The organism is Rhodococcus sp. 1R11 (genome assembly GCF_004563845.1).
Taxonomy (GTDB): domain Bacteria; phylum Actinomycetota; class Actinomycetes; order Mycobacteriales; family Mycobacteriaceae; genus Rhodococcoides.
The window spans coordinates 214,345-236,595 of sequence record NZ_SPNG01000009.1; the positions used below are offsets into that span (position 1 = coordinate 214,345).

At 64.0% G+C, this 22,251-nt stretch carries 15 protein-coding genes; 5 read left to right on the forward strand and 10 right to left on the reverse strand.

Features of this window, described 5'->3' with window-relative positions:
• Positions 1-279 precede the first annotated feature (279 nt).
• A complete protein-coding gene (locus E4P29_RS17265; protein ID WP_135046419.1) occupies positions 280-957 on the forward strand; it encodes an ElyC/SanA/YdcF family protein in 678 nt (225 codons plus the stop codon).
• A 190-nt stretch (positions 958-1,147) separates the two neighbouring features.
• Positions 1,148-2,743, forward strand: a complete 1,596-nt coding sequence (locus E4P29_RS17270; protein WP_245154378.1) for an ABC-F family ATP-binding cassette domain-containing protein — start codon at positions 1,148-1,150, stop codon at positions 2,741-2,743.
• Between the two features lie 9 nt (positions 2,744-2,752).
• Here E4P29_RS17270 and E4P29_RS17275 read toward each other — a convergent pair whose 3' ends face one another.
• From E4P29_RS17275 to E4P29_RS17325, 10 genes are all read right to left on the reverse strand, one after another.
• Positions 2,753-4,369, reverse strand: coding sequence for an AMP-binding protein (locus E4P29_RS17275; protein WP_135046420.1), 1,617 nt, complete (start codon positions 4,367-4,369; stop codon positions 2,753-2,755).
• Between the two features lies 1 nt (position 4,370).
• Positions 4,371-4,904 carry a hypothetical protein gene (locus E4P29_RS17280; protein ID WP_135046421.1) on the reverse strand — a complete coding sequence of 178 codons (534 nt, stop codon included), beginning with the start codon at positions 4,902-4,904 and terminating at the stop codon, positions 4,371-4,373.
• A complete protein-coding gene (locus E4P29_RS17285) occupies positions 4,898-5,560 on the reverse strand; it encodes a DUF2786 domain-containing protein (protein ID WP_135046422.1) in 663 nt (220 codons plus the stop codon). Before E4P29_RS17285 ends, E4P29_RS17280 begins: the two co-directional genes overlap by 7 nt.
• 221 nt (positions 5,561-5,781) lie before the next feature.
• The gene (locus tag E4P29_RS17290) at positions 5,782-6,591 is read right to left on the reverse strand and encodes a hypothetical protein (RefSeq protein ID WP_135046423.1); all 810 of its coding nucleotides are present in this window, start codon (positions 6,589-6,591) and stop codon (positions 5,782-5,784) included.
• A gap of 174 nt (positions 6,592-6,765) precedes the next feature.
• Complete coding sequence (locus E4P29_RS17295) at positions 6,766-8,364, reverse strand: FAD-dependent oxidoreductase (RefSeq protein ID WP_209205445.1); 1,599 nt, start codon at positions 8,362-8,364, stop codon at positions 6,766-6,768.
• A 61-nt stretch (positions 8,365-8,425) separates the two neighbouring features.
• Positions 8,426-9,445 (reverse strand): diiron oxygenase, encoded by a 1,020-nt coding sequence (locus E4P29_RS17300; RefSeq protein ID WP_135046424.1) that lies wholly within the window; start codon positions 9,443-9,445, stop codon positions 8,426-8,428.
• 91 nt (positions 9,446-9,536) lie between these two features.
• On the reverse strand, positions 9,537-10,835 hold the full coding sequence (locus tag E4P29_RS17305) for a hypothetical protein (RefSeq protein ID WP_135046425.1): 1,299 nt from the start codon (positions 10,833-10,835) through the stop codon (positions 9,537-9,539).
• Between the two features lie 91 nt (positions 10,836-10,926).
• Positions 10,927-12,087 carry a hypothetical protein gene (locus E4P29_RS17310; RefSeq protein ID WP_135046426.1) on the reverse strand — a complete coding sequence of 387 codons (1,161 nt, stop codon included), beginning with the start codon at positions 12,085-12,087 and terminating at the stop codon, positions 10,927-10,929.
• A gap of 334 nt (positions 12,088-12,421) precedes the next feature.
• Positions 12,422-13,120, reverse strand: coding sequence for an excalibur calcium-binding domain-containing protein (locus tag E4P29_RS17320; protein ID WP_135046427.1), 699 nt, complete (start codon positions 13,118-13,120; stop codon positions 12,422-12,424).
• A 164-nt stretch (positions 13,121-13,284) separates the two neighbouring features.
• Complete coding sequence (locus E4P29_RS17325) at positions 13,285-13,635, reverse strand: VOC family protein (protein ID WP_135046428.1); 351 nt, start codon at positions 13,633-13,635, stop codon at positions 13,285-13,287.
• Positions 13,636-13,784: 149 nt separating this feature from the next.
• On the opposite strand from E4P29_RS17325, the gene recC reads away from it, so the two are divergent.
• Genes recC through recD form a run of 3 tightly spaced genes read left to right on the forward strand, consistent with a single transcriptional unit; the run spans position 13,785 to position 22,251 of the window.
• Complete coding sequence (gene recC, locus E4P29_RS17330) at positions 13,785-17,063, forward strand: exodeoxyribonuclease V subunit gamma (RefSeq protein ID WP_135046429.1); 3,279 nt, start codon at positions 13,785-13,787, stop codon at positions 17,061-17,063.
• On the forward strand, positions 17,060-20,392 hold the full coding sequence (locus E4P29_RS17335; RefSeq protein WP_135046430.1) for a UvrD-helicase domain-containing protein: 3,333 nt from the start codon (positions 17,060-17,062) through the stop codon (positions 20,390-20,392). Before recC ends, E4P29_RS17335 begins: the two co-directional genes overlap by 4 nt.
• Complete coding sequence (gene recD / locus E4P29_RS17340; protein ID WP_135046431.1) at positions 20,389-22,251, forward strand: exodeoxyribonuclease V subunit alpha; 1,863 nt, start codon at positions 20,389-20,391, stop codon at positions 22,249-22,251. Before E4P29_RS17335 ends, recD begins: the two co-directional genes overlap by 4 nt.

The following is a 22,251-nucleotide window of genomic DNA, read 5'->3' on the forward strand; positions in this document are numbered from 1 at the left end:
GGTGGGCGAGAGAGTGCTCATCGGGACGATGTGCCCGACGGAGAGGTTGCGGTCTAGAGGACCGTCAACAGGTAGCGCTGGCTTGCAGACGCAAGTCGACGTAGCGTCGAGAGGTCAGCAGCGGATTCACTGGTAAGACGGTACTCGTCCGACAATCGCCGCGACGGGCAGGGTTCTTCTGAGGGTTCACTGTGGAATCGATGAGGGTGCGCTGCGCGATCGACGGTTCGCCGATTTCGTGAGCTACGTTGAGTTTTCCGCAGCCGACGAAACGAGATCATGAGTACGACAGCAAAGCCTCGAGGACTGGTTCGGCGACTACTACAAGCGATGTGCGCTGTTGTCGCAGCGCTGGTCGCGGTCGTTCTGGCGTCGGCCGGATGGGTTGCGTACGCGACGGCGGGCAAGGTCTACGACGTCGACGACGCACCGGACGCGCCGGTAGGGATCGTTCTCGGTGCCCAGGTGCGCGACGGCAAGCCGATGCGCTTTCTCGCCGGTCGGCTCGACACCGCCATCCAATTGATGGACGCAGGAAAGATCAAGGCAATCCTTGTCTCCGGAGACGCAGACGGCAACTCCGGCAACGAGATTCAGGCCATGACCGAGTACCTGATCGAGCATGGAATCGACCCTGACGTCATCATTGGTGACGACCACGGCATCGATACCTACGACACGTGCGCCCGCGCGAAAGAGACGTTCGGCGTCGAACGTGGACTCATTATCAGTCAACCCCTTCATGTCTCCCGTGCCGTGGCGCTGTGCGAGGACATGGATCTGGAGGTCGACGGCGTGACTGCCGACTGCATCGACTGCAACACGCTGGCCGTGGTGCGCAACTACGCGCGAGAGTTGTTGGCGCGCCCCAAGGCAGTGCTCGACCTGTGGTCCGGACGCGATCCAGTCGTCGTGTCTCCGCCGAACGATTCACTTGCGACAATCACCGGGCGATAAGTGTGCCCGTGGGAGATCCGCTCCTCTGATCGCGAAGTATGACGCCGATCGGCGTCGGTGATTCGAGTCCGGGAGCTGATCCGCGGCTCGTCGACCTGATCGGCGACGCGGAGCGTTCGCACATACGCGACTAGAGTGAGCGAGTCGGTTCGACGACTCAGCGAACCCCGTGCTTTACAGGAGTGGACGCTTGAGCTGGATTCGCTTGTACGACGTTGCCAAGGGATACGACCAGAAGGTGATGTTGCGTGAGGTGTTCTTTCGTCTCGCCGACGGCGATCGCATCGGTCTGATCGGCCGCAACGGAACAGGCAAGACCACCCTGCTACAGCTTCTCCTCGGGCGTGAGACACCCGATTCCGGAACCGTCGACGTCACCGAGGGCGCTCGCATCGGGTATTTCTCGCAGTTCTCCGAACTCGACGGCGATCGCAGCATTCAAGCGGAGCTCGAATCGCTGTTCGGGGCGGTCCACGCAATCGAGACCGAGTTGGCCGAGGTCGAGGCCGCATTGGGCGGTAACCTGGACGAGAAGCAGATATACAAGCTCGTCGATCGCCAAGCCGAACTGCTCGACGCCATGGAGAACAGCGGCGGTTGGACCTACCACCAGCAGATCGACACGGTGCTGTCGATGCTCGGATTCAACGCCGAACGACGGGAGCTCCCCGTCGATCGGCTGTCCGGTGGTTGGCGCAACCGCGCTGCGTTGGCCAAGATTCTCATCGAGGCCCCCGACGTCCTGCTCCTCGACGAGCCGACGAACTTCCTCGATGTTGCCGGAATCGCGTGGCTCGAACGGTGGCTACGAGACTTCCGTGGTGCTCTTCTCGTTGTCTCGCACGACCGCGCATTCCTCGAGCAGGTCGTCACCAGCATCGTCGAAATCGAGAATCATCACCTGCAGACCTACGACGGTAGCTACTCGGAATACGTGCAGCAGAAGCAGTTTCGACTCAAGAACCTCGAACGTGAGTTCAGCAACGAACAACAGCTGCTGGCCTACGAGCAAGAAGCGATCAGTGATCGCAAGGAAGCAGTGAAGAACCCCAGCGGCGTGCTCAAACGTCGACTGGCGAACATCAAGAAGAGCAAGAGTCCACGACCTGTCGACACGGTGGTCACCGCCATCTACGGCGGTTTGCATGTGCACGACAACCTAGCGGAGATCACGGGAATCTCGAAAAGCTATGGCGACCAACGACTCTTCGAGAACATCTCGTTCACCGTGCATCGCGGCGACCGTATCGCCATCACCGGACCCAATGGATGCGGAAAGACCACGTTGGTCGACATCCTCGTCGGTGCCGAGCACCCCGACAGTGGCAAGATCAAATGGAAGACCAAGGCACCGTCGTTCATCTACTACAACCAGGTGCTCGCCGATCTCGATCTCGACGACACCGTGTCGCACTCGGTCAACGCGATGCCGGGCAGTCTCGCGCTGACAGCAACCAAGAAAGAAGTACACCGCTTCCTCACGTTGTTGCAGTTCTCCGAGATGGATCTCAAGTCGAAGATCGGCGTTCTGTCCGGAGGCCAGAAGGCACGAGTTGCATTGGCGCAGTGCCTGTTGTTCGGCGCAGGCGTCATCGTGCTCGACGAGCCCACCAACCACCTCGACCTGCAGAGCACTCAGGTACTCGAACGTGCGCTGATGGCCTTTCCCGGCGCGGTGATTCTGGTGAGCCACGACAGGTTCTTCGTCGAGAAGGTGGCATTTCGGCAGCTGTCGTTCGACGGCAAGGGCGGCGTCACCGAAATCGCCGGTGTGCAGATGGCGTGACCGGAGTGGCTATCCGTTGATCTTGGACGCGGACGTGCCCCACTCGGCGTCGCGCAACTCCTTCTTCCTGATCTTGCCGGTCGATGTCTTCGGCAGCTCGACGATGAACTCGACGTTGCGCGGGGCCTTGTACGACGCGATGGCCGATTTCACGTGCGCCACGAGCTCGGCTTCCGAGACGTTGGCGCCGGGCACCAGCACCACGAACGCCTTCGGCCGCTCTCCCCACTTGTCGTCGGGCACCCCGATGACCGCAACATCCGCGACGGCAGGATGGCTCGCCAGTGCCTGTTCCACCTCGATGGTGGAGATGTTCTCGCCGCCGGAAATGACGACGTCCTTGGCGCGATCGAGTAGCTGAACGTAGCCGTCGGGATGCATCACCCCGAGGTCACCGGAATGGAACCAGCCGCCCGCGAAAGCCTGTGTCGTTCCGGCCGTGTCGTTGTAATACCCCTTCATGACGTTGTTGCCGCGCATGACGATCTCACCCATTTCGGTGCCGTCGGGTTCGACATCGATCAAAACCCCACCGGGGCCAGGCTTGTCGCGGACCACCCGTAAACGGTCCGCAGTGAGCATGCCGACTCCCTGTCGAGCCAAGCGACGGGCCTGTTCGTCGGCGTCCAGTTCGAGCCATTCCTGCTTCGCCTCGCACACCGAATACGGACCGTAGGTTTCGGTGAGGCCGTAGACGTGTACGAGCGTTGCTCCCAATGCTCGAATCTTGGCGATGATCGTCGGGCTCGGAGGAGCTCCCGCAGTGACGATGGTCAACGGTCGATCGAGTGAATGTGCCTCTGCAGCAGTGGCGAGAGTGGTCAACACGGTCGGCGCACCGGCAAGGTGATCGACGCCGTTGTCGATGGCCGACCAGATGGCGTCGCCGCGCACTCCGCGAAGGCACACGTGTGTGCCGGACGCGGCCGTGACCGCCCACGTGGTGCACCACCCGTTGCAGTGGAACATCGGCAGAGTCCACAGATATCGGGTGTCGACCCCGAATCCCTGGTGGTGAAGTTCTCCCAGGGAATTGAGGTAAGCACCGCGGTGGGTGTACATCACGCCCTTGGGTCGACCGGTGGTGCCCGAGGTGTAGTTGATCGTGATGGTCGACGTCTCGTCGTCGACCTCCCACTCCATCGGTTCGTTCGTGCCCCGTTCGAGGAACGCGTCGTATCGCGTGGTGTGCGGCAGCCTGTCGTACGTGCCGTCCGCCGAGGGGGTCTCGACGATCTCGGTGACCGAATCTGCGATGGGATCTGTTCCGAGACCGGCCAGCAGTGCCGAATCGCCCACCAGCAGCACCGAACCGGAGTGATCGCAGATGTACCGAACCTCGTCCGGTGAGAGGCGGGTGTTGATGGCGACCAGAACGGCGCCGGCCAGTGGCACCGCGTAATGCGCGAACAGCAACTCCGCCGAGTTCGACGCAATGTAGGCCACCCGATCGCCGTGGCCGACCCCCGACGCGCGCAGTGCATGCGCGAGCCGGGTGACGGCAGCGGCGGACTGTTCGTAGGTGAAGGTGCGCGGACCATCCTCTACGGCGATCTTGTGGGGATGAACCTCCGCAGCGCGTTCGAGAAAGCGAAGTGGTGTCAGCGGAGTATCCAGACCGGTCATGTCAGCCAATGTAGCGCGCACTACGAGGCCAGATCTGATTTGTCGATACGTTCGCGCCCACCGGTAAGGTCGGCGCGTTCGGCGGCGGCACGGCCTGCAAGCCACCCCTGAGCATTGTTGCTGCTGACTCGATCGTCTTCGTCGACGGGTACCGGGCAGCGTAGACACGGTCCACGGCATCGGATCGTGTCGCCATGATCGGGACCAGAGCCGATCCGTGCTGTTGCGTTGCCGCCGCGGTAGCCCGCGTGCGTGCCTCCTGCAATCGTTCGCCGACTCGATGGGCGTATGCGATCAAGAATGCGTGACGGAAGCTGCGAGTCCGCGAGGTCGACGACTCGCCGACCTCGTCGAGTGCGCGTGCCGATTGGACCAGCAACGAGGTGTACAGAAGCTCGCACAGATCGAGATCGACGGGCAGACCCATCACGGTGGCCAGCAGGTACTTCTTCTTCCACAATGTTCTGGCCCCGTTGGCCTGGCAGACGCTGTGCAGCAGAAGCAGTTTGGCTTTGGAGTACGGATTGCTCACCATGATGCGACGGGGGCGACATCGTCGATCAAGTTGCGAGTGTTCCCCGCATCGAGAAGCGCGCTGTCGATCGCATAGCGCGTCATCAGGTCCTGGGCCTTGGCCGACAATGCCTCGGCTTCAGCGGGGAATTGCGTCGACTCGGCCTTGGCCAGTAGCCCTCGTATCTTGCCGAGCATCTTCGAATCCGGAGCCTTCCGCGGACCGGCAGGCGTAGTGCTCGATGTCCATCGAGTAGGAGGGGGCAGGAGTGTCTCGAGGGGCAACAACGATGTCGCGCAACCGAGTACGAGCAACAGGGTGTACCACGATTGCGCCGACGATCGCCGGTTGTACGAACGCCACCGCCGAAGACGTTCGGCGGAAGTGCCGCCTGCAGATTCGACGTTCAGCTCGGACAACTGATCTCGCCAGGATTCGGGAGCAATGCTGTCGGCGGAACTGCGCGCCGCGTGAGCGCCGATGGCCTCGATCATGACCGCAGCGCCATCACCTCCGGCGCTCTGACGCGTTACGTGCACCAGTTCGGCAGGCTGCCAACCATTCTCGAACGCCTTGTCGAGAGCGTCGTCGAGTATCTTCGCCGCGCGATCGTGCACCGAATGTTCTCGGCCGGTTTCGTCCGCGGCGGACAGGCGTTCGGCCATCAGCTGGGTCATGTCCTTCGTCGACGTCCCCAACTGGGCGAAACCGATTCCGCTGTCCAGCAATTCGTTTGGATCAGCACCGACCCGCGCATTGGTTGCGCGTGAATACCTGAAAGAAACTGTCCAGATCGATACGACTCATCGTCGTCCCCTCCACGTCCCCCGGGTGTGGTCCCCGAACTTTTCGGTGAATCGCAGAGTAGGGGAGGGGTCCGACAAGTTATTCGAACATGTCAGCGAGGGGCGAGCATCAGCAGCAGTTCTTCCACCGACGGCAGGCCGGGAATCACGGGAAGGTTCGGTACAGGAGAAGCAGCGGGCGGTGCCGTCAACTCGACGCCGCCCAGCGCTGCCAGGACGTCGTCGGTCTGTGAGCGGCGCGGTCCATACGTGTTGGAAGCCACGACGAATTCGTCACCGATCGACGCGGACGCAACCACGCTCGATCCGTCGTCGGCCCATCCCCATTTGCTACCGGTCACGCCGGGTAGTTGCCGGGTGCCCCAGTCCTGCACGGTTCCGTCGGCTGCAACCGGTGCGGCGGAGTTCATCCAGCCGAGGACCGGGCTCGCGGGGTCTGTTCGCTTCTTCGCCGCCAGGAATCGCACGGTGTCGGCTGTGCTGGTGTAGGAATTGCCCCAGAAACCGCCACGCGAGGTTGAGGTGAGTCCGAACTCCGTTGCCGTCGAATCGATGGCCTGGGGATACTTGTTGTCGAGTACCGAGGCGGCACCGTCGTCACTGATCTGGACCATGCGTGCGGCCAGGTCGCGATCTCGCGGCGAACCGTCTCCGAAGCGAACGACGTAGTCGGCCATGTAGAGCTTGACCGTCGACAGCCCGGGACGTGCGGAATTGTCCTCGGCACTCCCGACGTATGTGCCTGTCGGCACGTGTTCGTACGAGATCGACGTCCGGGATGGCACATCGGCCAGATCGCCCGGTGTGGGCAGAGCCTGCGCCGGTGCGGCGCACACGAGCGCAATGGCAATTCCGACAAATGGGACAGCGGCTGTGGCTGTGATGCGACGCAGGCCCGGCATCTCGGTCTCCTCGAGGTGTTGGCCCGCCGCGAATCGGTGGCCGATACACCCCAATCTACCCTGATGGTCGTCGCTTCAACCTCACGCCCTGACCGGATGAATGTGGCCTTGTTGCACTCGGAGCGACTGACAGTCGCATTGATCCCGACCGGGTGGGGTGTCGGCGCCGAGCGGTCAGGATCGGCGCAATGCCAGCAATCTGTCTTTCGAGCGACGCAGCGACCCTCGGCCCGGGGTGGCCGACCATGCGCGGGGCAGGTCGATCGGATCGGTCAGGCGGCCTGCGTTGAAGTCGTCGACCAGATGTCCAACGGTCTCCTGCGCGCACGATTTGTTGGTGCCGATGAAGCCGGAAGGTCCCCTCTTGATCCACCCGGTGACGTACGTACCGGTCGACGGGGATCCGCCCACTTCCTCGAGTACGCGGCCGCCGAGGTTGGGGATGATGCCGACTGCGTGATCGAACGGAATTCCCGGCAGCGCGACGCCGCGGTATCCGATCGAGGTGAGGACGAGGCCGGCATCGATCGTTTCGATCTCGCCGGTGGCGGTACTGCGCACCACATCGTCGGTGTCGGCGGTCAGACCCATGCGCTCGAACTCGACGCCGGTGACACGGTCAGTGCCCAGGATTCGAGTGGGGGAGAGCAGGTAGCGCAGGCTGATGCGCTTTCGGCCGTCGATGTGCTCGGGTGACTCGTCGACGTGCCGCAGCAGTTGCAGCTTCTGGGCGACCGCGTGCGGCAGGTCGTTGGTGCCGGCCAGTCGTACCGTCACCGGATCCAGTGCGAGCTCGCTGCGATCGACGGTGAGATCGATATCGGAGACGGTCAGCAGTCCCGCGAATTCGGGCACCGTGAATGCGGATTGCGCCACGCCGCGCCGACCGACGACCATCACCTCTCGAATGGCACTGTGGCGCAGTGCTTCCAATGCGTGAGGTGCGATGTCGGTCGCGGCGAGCGCGTCGGGGTCCATGGTCAGGATCCGGGCCACGTCGAGTGCAACGTTGCCGTTGCCGATGACGACCGCTCGTTCGTTTGACAGATCGAACGTGCGGTGAGCGTGATCGGGATGGCCGTTGTACCAGGCGACGAAGTCGGTCGCCGAAGTACGCCCGGGCAGTTCCGCTCCGGGGATGCCGAGTTCGCGATCCGACGACGCTCCGACCGCGTAGATCACGGCGTGATGGGTATCCATCAATTCGTCGTGTGTCACGTCTTTCCCTACCTCGACGCCGAGGTGATAGGTGAATCCCTCTTGCGCCGAGATGGTTTCGAATAGCCGTGACACTTGACGCGTCTTCTGGTGGTCGGGTGCAACACCCAGGCGTGCCAGGCCGTGCGGTTGCGGAAGCCGATCGTAGACATCGACGCTGACCCCCGGCTGCGTGAGCAGCTCGTCGGCCGCGTACATCGCCGAGGGGCCGGATCCGACGATCGCCACTCGGAGCGGTTGGCGATCTCTCGACACCGAGGCGGCCGGCGTGACCGGAGCCAGAATCGGCCGTGGCGGCCGCTCCTGCTTGTAGAAGTCGGCGTTGATGGTCAGGAACGGAAGTTGAGCCTCGGTCAGTTTGGCCTGGGGAACGATGGCGTCCACCGGGCAGGCCGACACACAGGCACCGCAATCGACACACGACTGAGGGTCGATGTGCAGCATTTCCGCCGTCAGGAAGTCCGGCTCGTCGGGGGTGGGGTGAATGCAGTTGACGGGGCACGCGTAGACGCACGACGCGTCGCTGCAACATGATTGGGTGACGACGTGGGGCATGTGGGGTTCCTGACGGCGGGCGCTGCTGTACGGATAACTGGCGCGTGGGGAGTCGAGAGGGCTATGCGGCGAACTGGCTCGAGCTGCGGTCCGGCTCGCTACGGAAACGCGATGCCTTGCCGTCGATTCCGCACAGCTTCCACATCAGGCGAGCCGCGCGGTTCATCATTCCGGTATCAGTGGCCAGCATGCGAACATCACCGAAGTAGTCCTGCAGTGCGTGCTGCGACTGCTCGGTTCCCCAGAACAGGTCCTTCTTCACGCTCTTCGGGATATCGAACTTGGTCCAGAACTTCTTCGGCGGGATGACGATGACATCGCACAGGATGCGCATCGTGACCGGGAAGGCCAGTGACAACAGGAAGCGTCCGATCTTGGACATCTTGGGCACGCGACGACGCAGGAGCTGGTGCGCGAACGAGATGTGGCGGGCCTCCTCGGCCACATGAATGGCCATCACGCTCTGCATGATCGGATGAATTTCTTCGCCGGAACGAAGCACCGACTTCTGGATGTGATCGATGGGTTCTTCGCCTGCGAGGACTCCGACGAAGAACAACTCGGGTAGCAGCGTCGCGAACAGGGGAATGAACGGCGAGAGCATCTTCATCGGCCGACTCATGCCGGGAGCGTCCGAACCCACCCGATTGACCATTTCCTGGAACATCAGCGTGTGGTTGCACTCTTCGATGGATTCGTGGGTGCAGTAGCGCGCCTCTGCCGAGCCGTTGGGCAGCGAGAAGACGTACTGCATCATGCCGCGGATCAGGATGTTCTCGAACTGCAGCCCGACCTTGGCAACATTGGCCTGACGCCACATGCCGATCTCGATCTGCCGGTCCAGCGGCAGGGACTTGTACCAGTCATGGCCCCCGATGGGGTCGGTCTTGGCCGGCAGAACCCAGCGGGGGTCGTTGGCCGGTACCGCGAACTTCTCGGACTCCCAGTCGATATCGACGTAAGGATCGAAGTGCTTGTGCACCGATCCTTCGGACAGCAACGTGAGTGTTTCGTTGTACTGCTGCTCGTCCGTGGCGTCGATGTCCACCGAAACGGACGTGTTGCCGGTCGTCAGTGTCATGGCTTCTCCAAACGTGGTGCGAACATGGAGTTAATGTAACCCCAGTTAACACGAAAGGGAAGCGTGTCGAGATTTTTCTGCTCGATCGGCGCTACTGGTCGTCCGAACGCTCGTCGGACACCTCCGCAACTTCGTCGGTCTCGAACAGCTGCAATTGAATTGCCGACGGATCGACCACAGGAGTGACCTGTTCGGGGGTACTCCGCAGTACCTCCCGCAGGGCCGTCACCGCGCGACCCCAGTTCTCGGCCTCACGATCCGCCTCGTCCACATCGCATTGTTCGTCGCCAAGATCCGCCGCTACCGCCATGCCGCGCCACGATGCTTCCTGCTCGGCGCTGATGCGTAGATACGACACCACCACGTCACGGTCCGACAAGCAGCACTCGAGGACGGTGCGTGGCTCGACGACATCGGGCGAATCCGCGATCAGCTCTATCAACGCGAGCAGACCGTCCGGGAAATCGTCACCTTCGAGGGCCGGAGGAGTCGGTTCGCCGAGTCTGCCCCCGAAGTCCTCGGCGAACTTGTCGTCGACCTGCTCCCACACGTGCGAGAGCATCCGGACCGCCCACAGTAGGTGATCAGGCACGAACGGTGACCCGCTGACACGTACCTGGGCCACGATGCAGTCCTGGACCAGATGCAGCATCACATCCGGAAGCTGCACGTTGAGATCGACCAGCAACTCGGCCGCACGGGTGCGTCCGGTGACGGCGTGCACCAGCGTCGAATTGATCTCGACGACCGGCTCGGTGGATTTGACCGTGACGTACGCGGTGCCGTTGACGAATCTCAGCGGAATGTCGCCGTCGGGGTCGTGATCGGGCGGAAAGCCGAACCAGGGTTCGAGTGCACGATCGACCAGTTGCTGCAGGTGGTCCTTGCCTTTCGGCTGCACGCACAGTGGGACGACTGCCGAGACGGGCTCGGTGGTGGCCTCGAAGCTCGGCACGTCGTAGCGACCGGTAGCCCGCGAGCTCAGAAAGGACGGGTGCGGCAGGCCCCAGATATCACGGAACACCGCGACCGTTTTCTTCGCCAGATCGTCGGACCACGAACGATTGCGGTCGACGTGGGGTGGAGCCGGCTCGGAACCCCGAGACGTTCGAAAGCCCAACGTGTTCAATGCTTCTCGCTGAGTATCGGTGATGGCGCGACTACTGTGTAGGTGCTCGTTGGCGGGCAGCTCGCAGCGAACCATGTCCAAATCCCAGGCGTAGAACTGGACGCAGGCCGCGGTGTCAGGAACGCCGTCCGTGCTGTCGTATCGAGACTCGATCACCAAGGCGTCACCGTCACGCATCGCGCTGACGTACTCGCCGAGCCGGCGCTGGAAGTGCATCCATGCCGAGTCGACGTCGAAGTCGAACTCGAGTGAATCGCTCATGTCGGCTCCTTACCCGAATCGCGCTGAGATAACGCGGCGCCGGTCACGCTAGCGGCGAGCACCGACAGAGTCTCAGTGCGCGCGAGTACGTTCACGACGACGCCGAGTCCTCGAGCGGCTCGTGCGTCTCTTCGTCCAGCGCCCCGAAGGGGTGCGCCTCGGCCACCCCGTCGAGAACAGCGGGACGCAGCGCATGTGGAACCGCCAGGACCTCTTCGATTCGCACGAGAATGCCTTGCTCGATCAGAGATCGAACCCGGTGGTCGATCAGCTGCGCCGTCCGTAGGTCTTCACCTTCCAGATCGGCGTAGTCCTCGCCCTCGTTGTTCAGAGGCAGCTCGTCGGTCATCGCGGCCAGCAGGGTTTGAACCGCGAACGTGTTGGCCAGCGAACGGGACACGTCGGGATCGTCGGCGTCTCCGGACAGCTGCACTCGGACGTGTTCGGCAACCAGCTCATGAACGGTCTCCGCCTCACGCTTGGCCAGAGACGGGGCGTTGTCGCCGAGCTTGGCCGTGTCGCCGTCGATCCGGACCAATTCGGTCGCGATGGCCGTCGACCAGTAGTCGACGGCTGCCACCTGCGAGGACTCGGTGAGTCCGGCTGCGTCGAGCGGTGCCGAACCGACTGCGGTGCGTAGATGGACGTCGTCCGCCACGGGCAGTCCGTCGGCGACGCGCGCGACGATGTCATCGAGAGTAGGCAACAGCGGCAGAGCCGAAATCGCCGCAAGCTCCTGGTCAAGCGAGACGTTCGGCAGATCGATGTCGTCTGCGTCGAGCATGTCGGGCTCGTCGCCCTCGAGGAAGTCGGAGAGGTCTTCCATGCAGTGTGCGTAGTCCTCGGGGCTGCCGTCCCACAGGTCGGTCTCGTCGAGGAATGTCAGATACTGCAGTGACGTCAGAACGAGGTTCACCGCCGTGTCCTCGGCGGTCTCCGATTCCTCCTGCAGAATGCGTTCTGCAGCATCCACCAGCAGGTGCGCATCGGCGGGAATCCACGCACTGGGGGAGAAGCCGTGGCGCGCACCGGACAACTGGGTCAGTGTGGACGCCACCAACCGTGAGATTGCCTCGGCCTGCTCCGACATCTCGCTCTCGTCGAGCCACTCACCGAAACCGTCGATCAGATCGCTGATCCGCTCGGAATCGGCCCCGGTCGGTGCCGGCCTGGATTGCTGGTGACGCCGTTGCCGGGCCTTGGTCTTTTCTGCACGTTTCTGTCCGCGGTTGGCAGGCCGCTTCGATCCCATGGCTCGCAGCTTATCCGCTGGCATGTCCGGTTTCGTCGCGCGACGCCTCTAGCCGCGAAGGAACGAGTCCGCGGAAGCGGCCAGTGCAGCATCGGGTGCCCGGCGGTACAGCTCGGCGGGGCGACCGCCACCTGCCGTCGTCGTCGTGCTCGTTCCCTCTAGTGCGGTGATGACGTGGCGGCGAAACGTGTCTTTGGAGAACGCGCGATCGAAGACGATCTCGATCGCATCGCCATCGCGATCGCCGAGAGAAAGGACGATGCATGACGATTCTCGCGGAATGCGAGGCGCTACCGGCCATCACGGTCTCGACACGGGCTGGCGGATGCGTGGGCTAATTCTCGCAGCCGACCCCGTCCCCGTCGCGGTCGAGTTTGCTGCTGTATCCCGGTTCGCCGGCGTAGATAGGGGCTGCGCCTGCTGCACGCACAGCGGAGCAGTTCGCGTAGTAGACGCTCTCCGGCACCGCTGCCAACGGCGCGGGAACGGTGTAGACGGGCTCGGGTGTGTACACCGGCTCCGGGATGTAGACAGGTTCGGGAATGTAGACGGGCTCGGGATCGGGGATGTACTCCGACGTCGTCGGTATTTCCACGATCGCGGCGACGGGCTCTGTTGTGGGTGCGGCCATGGTCGTCGTGGTCGGTGCCGGTGTGGTGGTCGTCGGACGTGCGGAGGTCGTCGTCACGGTGGGTAGCGCGGGCACGGCCGCGACCGGGGTGACGGCCACCTTCTCGGGTTCGGTCGATCCCGTCAGTCCCATGACGATCAATGCCGGAAGAACAGCGATCGCCGGCACGGCCCAACCCTTGCGTCCACGTTCGGGGGACAACCACAGGTACGCAATGCCCGCAGCGAGCATCGATGCGCCGACGAGTACCGCACCGAACTCGAAAGAGGCTATGGCTCCGATCAAGAAGATCGCGCCGAAAACGATTGCCGCCCAGGCGAAGATCTTGCCGACGAGGGGTCGTCGAGAAGGAGCTGGCTCGGGTGCGGGGCGCTGGAACGGTGGTGGGTAGGCACTGGTCACGTCGGATCGTCCTCGGGTCACGGGGTGTCGGTCTCGCGGCGAAGGGTGTCCGCGAGACGGGAGCAACCCCACGTTCTTCCGAACCGGGCGGTCGCATTTCCTTCCATCATGTCGCACCGCGTGCGAGCGTCGTTACACCTCGAGCCGAATCGGCACGCCCCGGGTCAGTAGTGCTCGCGAAAACCGCCGATAGCGGTGATGGAATTGCCGTCGGGATCGGTGGCCGTGGACAGCCGAACGCCCTTGTTCGCTTCGACGACGTCGGCGAAGTCGATTCCGCGCGAGTGGGCCGCCGACACGAACGATTCGAGGTCGTCGACCGCAACATTGACCAGCGACGAGCCTGCACGCTCGGAATCGACGGTCACCTGGACCCATGCTCCGGGAGCGGCCTGCCACTCCACCAGGGTCGGCATCGGATTGTTGTCCGCACGACGATCGAACAAATTCGCGTACCAGGCGTTTGCGATATCGATGTCCCGGACCGCCACGACCGCGAAAATGTGTCTGAACATGTCGTTCTCCTTCATTGCCGTCGGGTTCTGCACATATGGACCGATGCCGAGGGCTCGACTCACCGGACAGAACTTGTCGGTGGCTCGAGTAGGGTCGTCACCAGTCCGAATTCGGGCGTTCTCAGACGAGCAGGCAGGGGGCTTCGACCGTGTTGACGCTCCACCGCGCCGAACGTGCAGGAACGCTCGCCGCAGCCCTCGCCGTCGTACTGTCCGAGCCGCTGTCCGATGCCTTCGTGCCCGAAATCGTGTCGGTGCCGGCCAAAGGTGTCGAGCGGTGGCTCACCCAGCGTCTGTCGAGCGTCCTCGGGACTCCGGACGGTGATGGAATAGCGGCGAACATCGAGTTCCCGAGCCCGGCGAGATTGGTCGCGCGCACCATCGCCGAGGTAGACGGCATCGATCCCGACGACGACCCGTGGTCGCACAATCGAGTGCTGTGGACCGCGCTGTCGGTGATCGACGACTGCCGCACCGAACCGTGGGCGGCCGTGCTCTCCAAGCATCTGGGTGCAGGATCGGACGATCATCGGGTAGGGCGCCGCTGGTCGACGGCCGCGCACATCGCGGAGCTGTTCCGCGCCTACGGATCACAACGACCCCAGATGTTGCGCGACTGGCGCGCCGGACGATTCACCGATGGACTCGGCCAGAAACTGGACGACGACCTGACGTGGCAACCGCGCGTATGGAGCCTGGTACGCGAGCGGATCGGCAGTCCGAGTCCGGCCGAGCGCCTTCCCGATACGTGTTCGAGACTGCAATCGGAACCGAACGCGGTGGACCTACCGTCCAGATTGTCGGTGTTCGGTCCGACTCGGCTGACCGCCGACCAGCTCGCCATCCTGCACGCGCTCGCGCACCACCGCGACGTCCACATCTGGATCCCACACCCCAGCCCGTCGATGTGGGCCACACTCGCCGACATCCCGGCGGCCACCCGACGACGAGACGATGTGACCGCTCTGGCCGTCGAGCACCCGCTGCTGGCGAGTCTGTCGCGCGACGTGCGGGAACTGCAGGCAACCATCGGCTCGATCACCGATCGCACCGTGCACCACGAAGGGCCCGAACCAGCGCGGACCTTGCTCGGCACAATCCAATCCGACATCGCCGGCGGCGAAGTGCCCTCCCACTCGACGACGGACGGCGATCCGGCGCTCGCAGACGGCACCGTGCAGATTCACGCATGTCATGGGCCTGCTCGCCAGGTCGAGGTGCTGCGCGAGTCTCTGCTGCATCTGTTCACCGACGACCCGACTCTAGAACCTCGTGACGTGCTCGTCATGTGCCCGGACGTCGAGACCTATGCGCCGCTGATCCGTGCCAATTTCGGTCAGGCCACATTGGTGCATCCCGGTCATCGACTGCGGGTCCGGCTTGCCGATCGGGGCCTGCGTCGCACCAATCCGGTACTGGATGTGGTGGCTACGGTGCTCGACTTCTCCGAGGGGCGAGTGACTGCCAGCGAACTACTCGATTTCGCGGCGAGCGGCCCGGTGCGGCAGAAGTTCTCGTTCACCGACGACGACCTCGAACGACTTCGTGAATGGGTCGCCACGTCCGGTGCCCGCTGGGGTTTGACAGTCCGCCAACGAGAAGCCTTCGGCTTGAACAACTTTCGGCAGAACACCTTCAAGTCCGCACTCGACCGCATTCTCCTCGGGGTGGCAGCGGACGAGAGTAGGAACGACTATCTCGACCTCGCGCTGCCCCTCGACGATGTGGACAGCAACGACATCGGCCTCGCAGGCCGATTCGCCGAGCTGGTCGACCGGCTCGCCTCGGTACTTCGAGCGCTGTCCGGGCGCGCCCCGGTGACCGAATGGACTCGGCAGCTCGGCCGCACCCTCGATCTTCTCGCCGACGTGCCCACCGCCGACGAATGGCAACTGGCGCAAGCGCTCCGCGAGATCGCTGAGGCCACCGAACACGGCGACACCGCCGAGCTGCGGCTGGCGGACGTGCGCGCCATGCTCGGTGGCCAGCTCACCGGCCGCCCCACCCGAGCGAACTTTCGCACCGGAGAGCTCACCGTGTGCACAATGGTGCCGATGCGATCGGTCCCGCACCGCGTCGTGATCCTCCTCGGTCTCGACGACGAGGTGTTCCCCCGCGTCGGCTTGCTCGATGGAGACGACGTCCTTGCACGTGACCCCGCCGTCGGCGAACGCGACATCCGCAGCGAGGACCGTCAACTACTCCTCGACGCCGTGATGTCCGCCGAAGAAAAGCTACTGCTCTTCTACACCGGTGCCGACCCCGTCGACGGATCGACCAAGCCGCCCGCGATCCCGCTGCGCGAGTTGATGGACGTCCTCGACGTGACCGCCGGCAAAAGCGTCGAACACCGGCATCCGCTGCAGCCCTTCGATCCTCGCAATTTCGAGGCCCGACACCCGTTCAGCTTCGACACGGTGGCGTTGGCGGGCGCCGTGTCTCAGCAGCGACCGTCCGTACCGGTGCCGTTGTTCTTGCCAGATGCATTGCCCCCAGCGAATTCGGGCGACGTGGAACTCGCGGACGTGATCGCGTTCGTGGAGAATCCGGTTCAGGCGTTTCTGCGTCAACGTCTCGGGTTTCGAGTTCCCGAGCTCGAAGACGATCTGGCGGACAGTCTCGACATCGAACTGGATCCGTTGTCTCGGTGGAACATCGGCGATCGAATGTTGGCAGCGGTGCTGGCCGGCACGGACATCGGCGAATTCGCCGACGCCGAGTGGCGGCGGGGCACGTTGCCTCCGTTTCATCAAGGTCGACGCGAGATGTCCGACATCCGCCGAGTCGTCGGAATCATCGCCGACGCGGCTGCGCCGTTTCACGACGGCCCGGCCGAGACCACCGACATCGTGGTCGATCTCGGTGATGGGCGACGTCTGACCGGTACCGTCACCGGCATTCACGACCGGACACTCGTGCGTTCGTCCTATTCACGGCTGGCGGCCAAGCACAGGCTCGCGGCGTGGGTGCGTCTGCTGGCGGTGGCATCGTCCGAGCCGGGGGAGTGGAGCGCGGTCACCATCGGGCGCGCCAGCGGAATGCGTCCGCCTCGCCGGTCCCGCCTGACGACCCCTCCGAATCCCCTCGCGGTACTCCGCGACGTGGTGGACCTGCGGGATCGCGGATTGGTTGCGCCGCTGCCGATCTCGACCGGAACGGCAGCTGCCTACGCGGAGAAGCGGTTCGGCGGCGGATCGATCGAGGACGGTTACGAATCTGCCGGCTGGGCGTGGCGCGGCGATTTCGGTGACGGCACCGACCGATCGTTGCGATACGTGCACGGCCCGACGCTCTCGATCGGAACCTTGCTCGATCCGAGCCCTCTCGACGACGAGACCGACCCCGCGAACGAGCAGAGCCGCTTCGGAGTTCTCTCCCGCCGGTTGTGGGATCCATTGCTGGCCGCAGAGAACATGGGGAACGCATGACCGCCGCACGCGGATTCGACCTACTCGGTCCGATGCCGACCGGGACGACCGTGCTCGAGGCCAGTGCCGGAACGGGCAAGACGTACGCGATCGTCGGACTCGCGGCGCGGTACATCGCCGAAGGACTGGCCGAGATCTCTGATCTACTGCTGGTGACGTTCAGTCGGGCGGCGACCCAGGAACTGCGCGATCGCACCCGCAGCCGGTTCGCGTCGATCGCTCGAGACCTCGGGGATCCGGACGCTGCGCGTGGTGCGCGCGACCCTCTCGTCGCCTTTCTCGCCGCGGCAGACGACGAGGAAGTGGACAAGCGGCGCCGGCGACTGCGCAAAGCGCTGTCGGACTTCGACGCCGGGACGATCGTCACCACGCACAGCTTCTGTCAACGCATGCTCGACGGGCTGGGTATCGCGGGTGAGCGCGAACCCGAATCCACGTTCGTCGAGTCGGTGTCCGATCTGCTCGAGCAGGTGGTCGACGATCTGTATCTGCAGATGTTCAGCGGCGACGACGAGGCACCACCGTTCGGGCGACGCGACGCCCAACAACTGGCCGCGGCTGCCGTCGGAGATCAACAGTCGATCCTGTACCCCGACATCGGCGACCTCGACCGCGACGACGGCAACCGGGAAGCCGCCCTGCGGGTGCAGTTCGCTCAGGAGGCCCGCCGTGAAGTCGATCGGCGCAAACGTCTTCTCGGCATCCGCGACTACAACGATCTACTCGGACTGCTGCACTCGGTGTTGTCCGATCCCGTGCACGGGGAGGCAGCATGCGCGCGCGTGCGAGACCGGTTCCGTGTCGTGTTGATCGACGAATTCCAGGACACCGACCCTATGCAGTGGGACATCCTGCGCCGGGCCTTTCACGGCTTCACGACACTGATCCTCGTCGGAGATCCGAAGCAGGCCATCTACGCTTTCCGCGGTGCCGAAGTGCTGAGCTATCTGGATGCGGTGCAGTCGGCTGATCACCTGTACGAGTTGACAGCGAACTGGCGTAGCGACTCCGGTCTCCTCGACGCGTTGGACCATCTCTACGGTGGTGCCGCCCTCGGACACGACGACATCGTCGTCCGTCGCGTAGAAGCACGGAACCCGTTCTCGCGCATGGCAGGACATCCTCCGCTTCGGTTGCGCTATCTGCCGCGCACAGGAGCAGGACCGTTACGTTCGGGATTCCCGGCGGTGGATCGACTCCGCTCTCGGGTGGCTGCAGATGTGGCGGCCGAGATCGTGACGCTTCTGTCCGGGAACGCCGTCATGGACCGGCCGGACGGGCCGAGGACGGTCGAGCCGCGGGACATCGCGGTGTTGACTCGCACGACCAAACAGGTTGCGTTGATTCGAGATGCGCTCGACGCAGTGGGTGTGCCGTCGGTGGTGTCGAGCAGCACCAGCGTCTTCGGCACCGACAGTGCTCGACATTGGCTGTGGCTACTGCAAGCGATCGAACAACCGCACCGCGCCGACCGCGTCAGACTGGCAGCCCTGACGCCTCTGCTCGGTTGGACTGCCGCCCAACTCGATTCCGGGGCCGAGGACGCACTGTCGCAGGTGAGCAGCCGGCTGCGTGAGTACTCCGTGCTGTTCGACGAGGCGGGTTTCGCGGCAGTGTTCGAGCGGGTGTCGGCGCAGTCGGGTCTCGATGCTCGGTTGCTCGCGGTCGAGGCGGGGGAGCGCACGATGACCGACCTGCGGCACATCGCCCAATTGCTCAATCGCGCAGCGGTATCCGAATCGTACGGAATCACCGCTCTCACTCGGTGGCTCACCGATCGAATCAAGGAACCGGCAGCCGGCGGGTCCACCGATCGCAGTCGCCGGCTCGACAGTGACTCGGCGGCAGTACAGATCATGACCACGCACGGGAGCAAGGGACTGGAGTTTCCCGTCGTCTACCTTCCGTACGCCTGGGACACGCTGTACTTCAGCTCACCGTCGACCCTGCTGCTGCACGAGGACGGCCACCGCATCCGGGACGTCGGCGGTCCCTCCGGGGCCGGCTACGCAGCACGGAAGCTCGTCAACGATCGGGAAGAAGCCGGAGAAGAACTACGGCTGCTGTACGTGGGACTCACCAGAGCCCAGTGTCAGGTGGTGTTGTGGTGGGCACCGGGACGCAACACCGCTACGTCGTCGTTGCACCGCATGCTGTTCGGTCGCATTCCGGGGATTGCGCAGCCGGAGCCGTCGTACAAGGTGCTCGATGACGCCACTACCGCCAACCGCGTGCAATCCTGGGTCGGTCCGTCAGCGGATCTGATCTCGATCGAGGCAGTCGGCCCCACACCACCCTCGGAACAGCAGTGGGTTCGACCCGAGGAGGAACACCGCGACGTCACTGCCGCTCGCTTCGGGCGTGCTCTGGATCTGTTGTGGCGTCGGACGTCCTACTCGGCCTTGACCGCTCACGCGCACGATGCGTCGCCCATCGAGCCGGAGGTGGGGGTGACCAGTGAGGCCGAGCGGCCCGAGAAAGCGGATGAGCCTGTCGAACCTCCGCTGGGAAGCGCGAACCCAGACGAGCCCGTGGACGGGATCGCGTCACCGATGAACGGAATGCCGGCCGGTGCCGCATTCGGAACCCTGGTGCACGAGGCACTCGAACACGTCGACACCTCCGCAGCCGATCTACTGTCCGAACTCGAGCAGCGCTGCAGAGCTGCCGTTTCCTCACGGATGGCAGATGTCGATCCGACGGCTCTGGCCGCTGCCCTATTGCCGGTGATGCAGACTCCGTTGGGCTTCGGGACGCTGGCCGACATCGCGCCGAACGACCACCTGGCAGAGCTGGATTTCGAGCTGCCCTTGGCCGGAGGCGACGACCCGGTGGAATCGAGCGTGACCCTGACATCGGTTGCACAGCTGCTGCGTCGACATCTCGACCCGGCGGATGTCCTCGCGGACTACGCCGATCTGCTCGATGAAGTGGACGCCACCCCACTGCGCGGCTTTCTCACCGGAAGTATCGACTCCGTTCTTCGGATACCCGGCCCTCGCTACATCGTGGTCGACTACAAGACCAACCGCCTGGCCCGAGGCGATCTGACGACCGGCAATTTCACGCGCGAGAAGATGGCGCAGGAGATGATGCGGTCGCACTATCCACTGCAGGCCATTCTGTATGCCGTTGCGCTGCACAGGTATCTGCGATGGCGTCAACCGAACTACCGGCCCGAGACGCATCTCGGCGGAGTGCGGTACCTGTTCGTTCGGGGCATGGTGGGGCCGCAGACTCCGGCCGGCTGCGGGGTGTTCGACTGGGATCCGCCTTCGGCACTGGTGGTCGAGTTGTCGGATCTGCTCGCCGGAAAGGCCCAACGATGACGAGTGTCTCGACGGCGCTGCGCGGCAGCGGAATCCTGCGGTCCTTCAACGACGCCGGTGTACTGACAGCGGCCGACGTGCACGTGGCGTTGCGGCTCGGTGCCCTGGCCGGGGAAACCTCCGAACCGGTGCTGCTCGCAACGGCTCTGACGGTGCGCGCAGTGCGATCCGGATCGATATGTCTCGACCTGCAGCGCCTGCGGGATGTCACGGTGGACGAGGAATCGGACGTGGATCCGAGCCTTCTACCCTGGCCCGATCTGTCCGACGTTCTCGACGCGTTGGCGGTCAGTCCGCTCGTGCTCGGCAGCGCCAACGGGCCGCTGACGCCGCTGAAGCTGGTGCGCACCGACCTGGGTGAACTGCTCTACCTGGATCGATATCACCTGCAGGAGAACACAGTTCGAGGCATACTCGACGCTCGATCGCAGTCGCACCCCGTCGTCGACGGTGCAAAGATCGACCGTGCGTTGGCCGAATTGTTCATCGACGAATCCGGCGCACCCACCACCCCTCCCGATCGACAACGCATTGCAGCAGCCCTCGCGGCGACGCACTGGACCACGGTCATAGCCGGCGGGCCGGGCACCGGCAAGACCCACACGGTGGCTCGGATTCTGGCGCTGTTGGTTCGAGAACACGGCAGCGACGTGAGAATCGGTCTTGCCGCCCCCACCGGCAAAGCTGCCGCTCGTCTGCAGGAGTCGGTGGCCGAGCAAGCGGGAGTGCTGGGTCTCCCGGCAGAACTGAAAGCAATGACTCTGCATCGCCTACTCGGGTGGAAACCGGGCAGCAAGACGAGGTTTCGTCACGACTCTCACAATCGACTGCCCTACGACGTGGTGGTTGTCGACGAGACGTCGATGGTGTCGTTGACGATGATGTGTCGACTGCTCGAAGCAGTACGACCGGAATCGCGGTTGATACTGGTGGGCGATCCCGATCAGTTGACGTCCGTCGACGCCGGAGCAGTGTTGGCCGACCTCGTGGCACGGCCGGTCACCGGCACCGAAAACCCTGTGTTGGCGCACCTGGTCGACGCGGATTTCGACGCAGCCGAGGATCCGGACGAGGCGGCGCTCAGTGCGTTCGAGCGAGACAGGTTGCGCGGCGGAGTGGTTCGGCTCAGCCGCGGTCGACGATTCGGTGGCGCGATCGCCCGTCTGGCCGTCGCTGTTCGAGACGGCCGCGGTGACGAGGTGATGGAACTACTCGAATCCGGTGACGACCAGATCTCGTTCCATGCACCCGAGGACACCGACGCATTACGGGCCGACGTGGTCGACACCGCCGCCGAGGTCACGGCGGCGGCAACCCGCGGTGACGCCGCCGCGGCGCTGCTGGGACTGGAGAAGCATCGACTTCTGTGCGCGCACCGTGAGGGGCGGTGGGGCGTCGCGCTGTGGGACCGGCTGGCACTCGAATGGGTAGGTGAAGCGACCAAGACCTTTCTCGACCCCGCCTTCTGGTACCCCGGTCAGCCGCTGCTGGTGACGGCCAACGATCACGAAGCGCGAATCTACAACGGAGACACGGGTGTTGTGGTGTCGGGTGAGAACGGAACTCCGATGGCCGCTTTCGCGCGTGGACGCGGCCACGTTCTCATTCACCCGAACGTGCTGTCGTCCGTGCAGACCGTGTACGCGATGACGATTCACCGGAGTCAGGGCAGCCAGTACGACACCGTGTCGGTTCTGTTGCCCGCCGAGGCGTCGACTCTGCTCACTCGCGAGTTGCTCTACACCGCGATCACCCGTGCGCGGTCGCATGTGCGGGTGATCGGCACCGAGGAGGCCATTCGAGCCGGAGTCGAACGTCAGGTCCTGCGGGCCAGCGGATTGCGGCGAAGGATTCTGTAG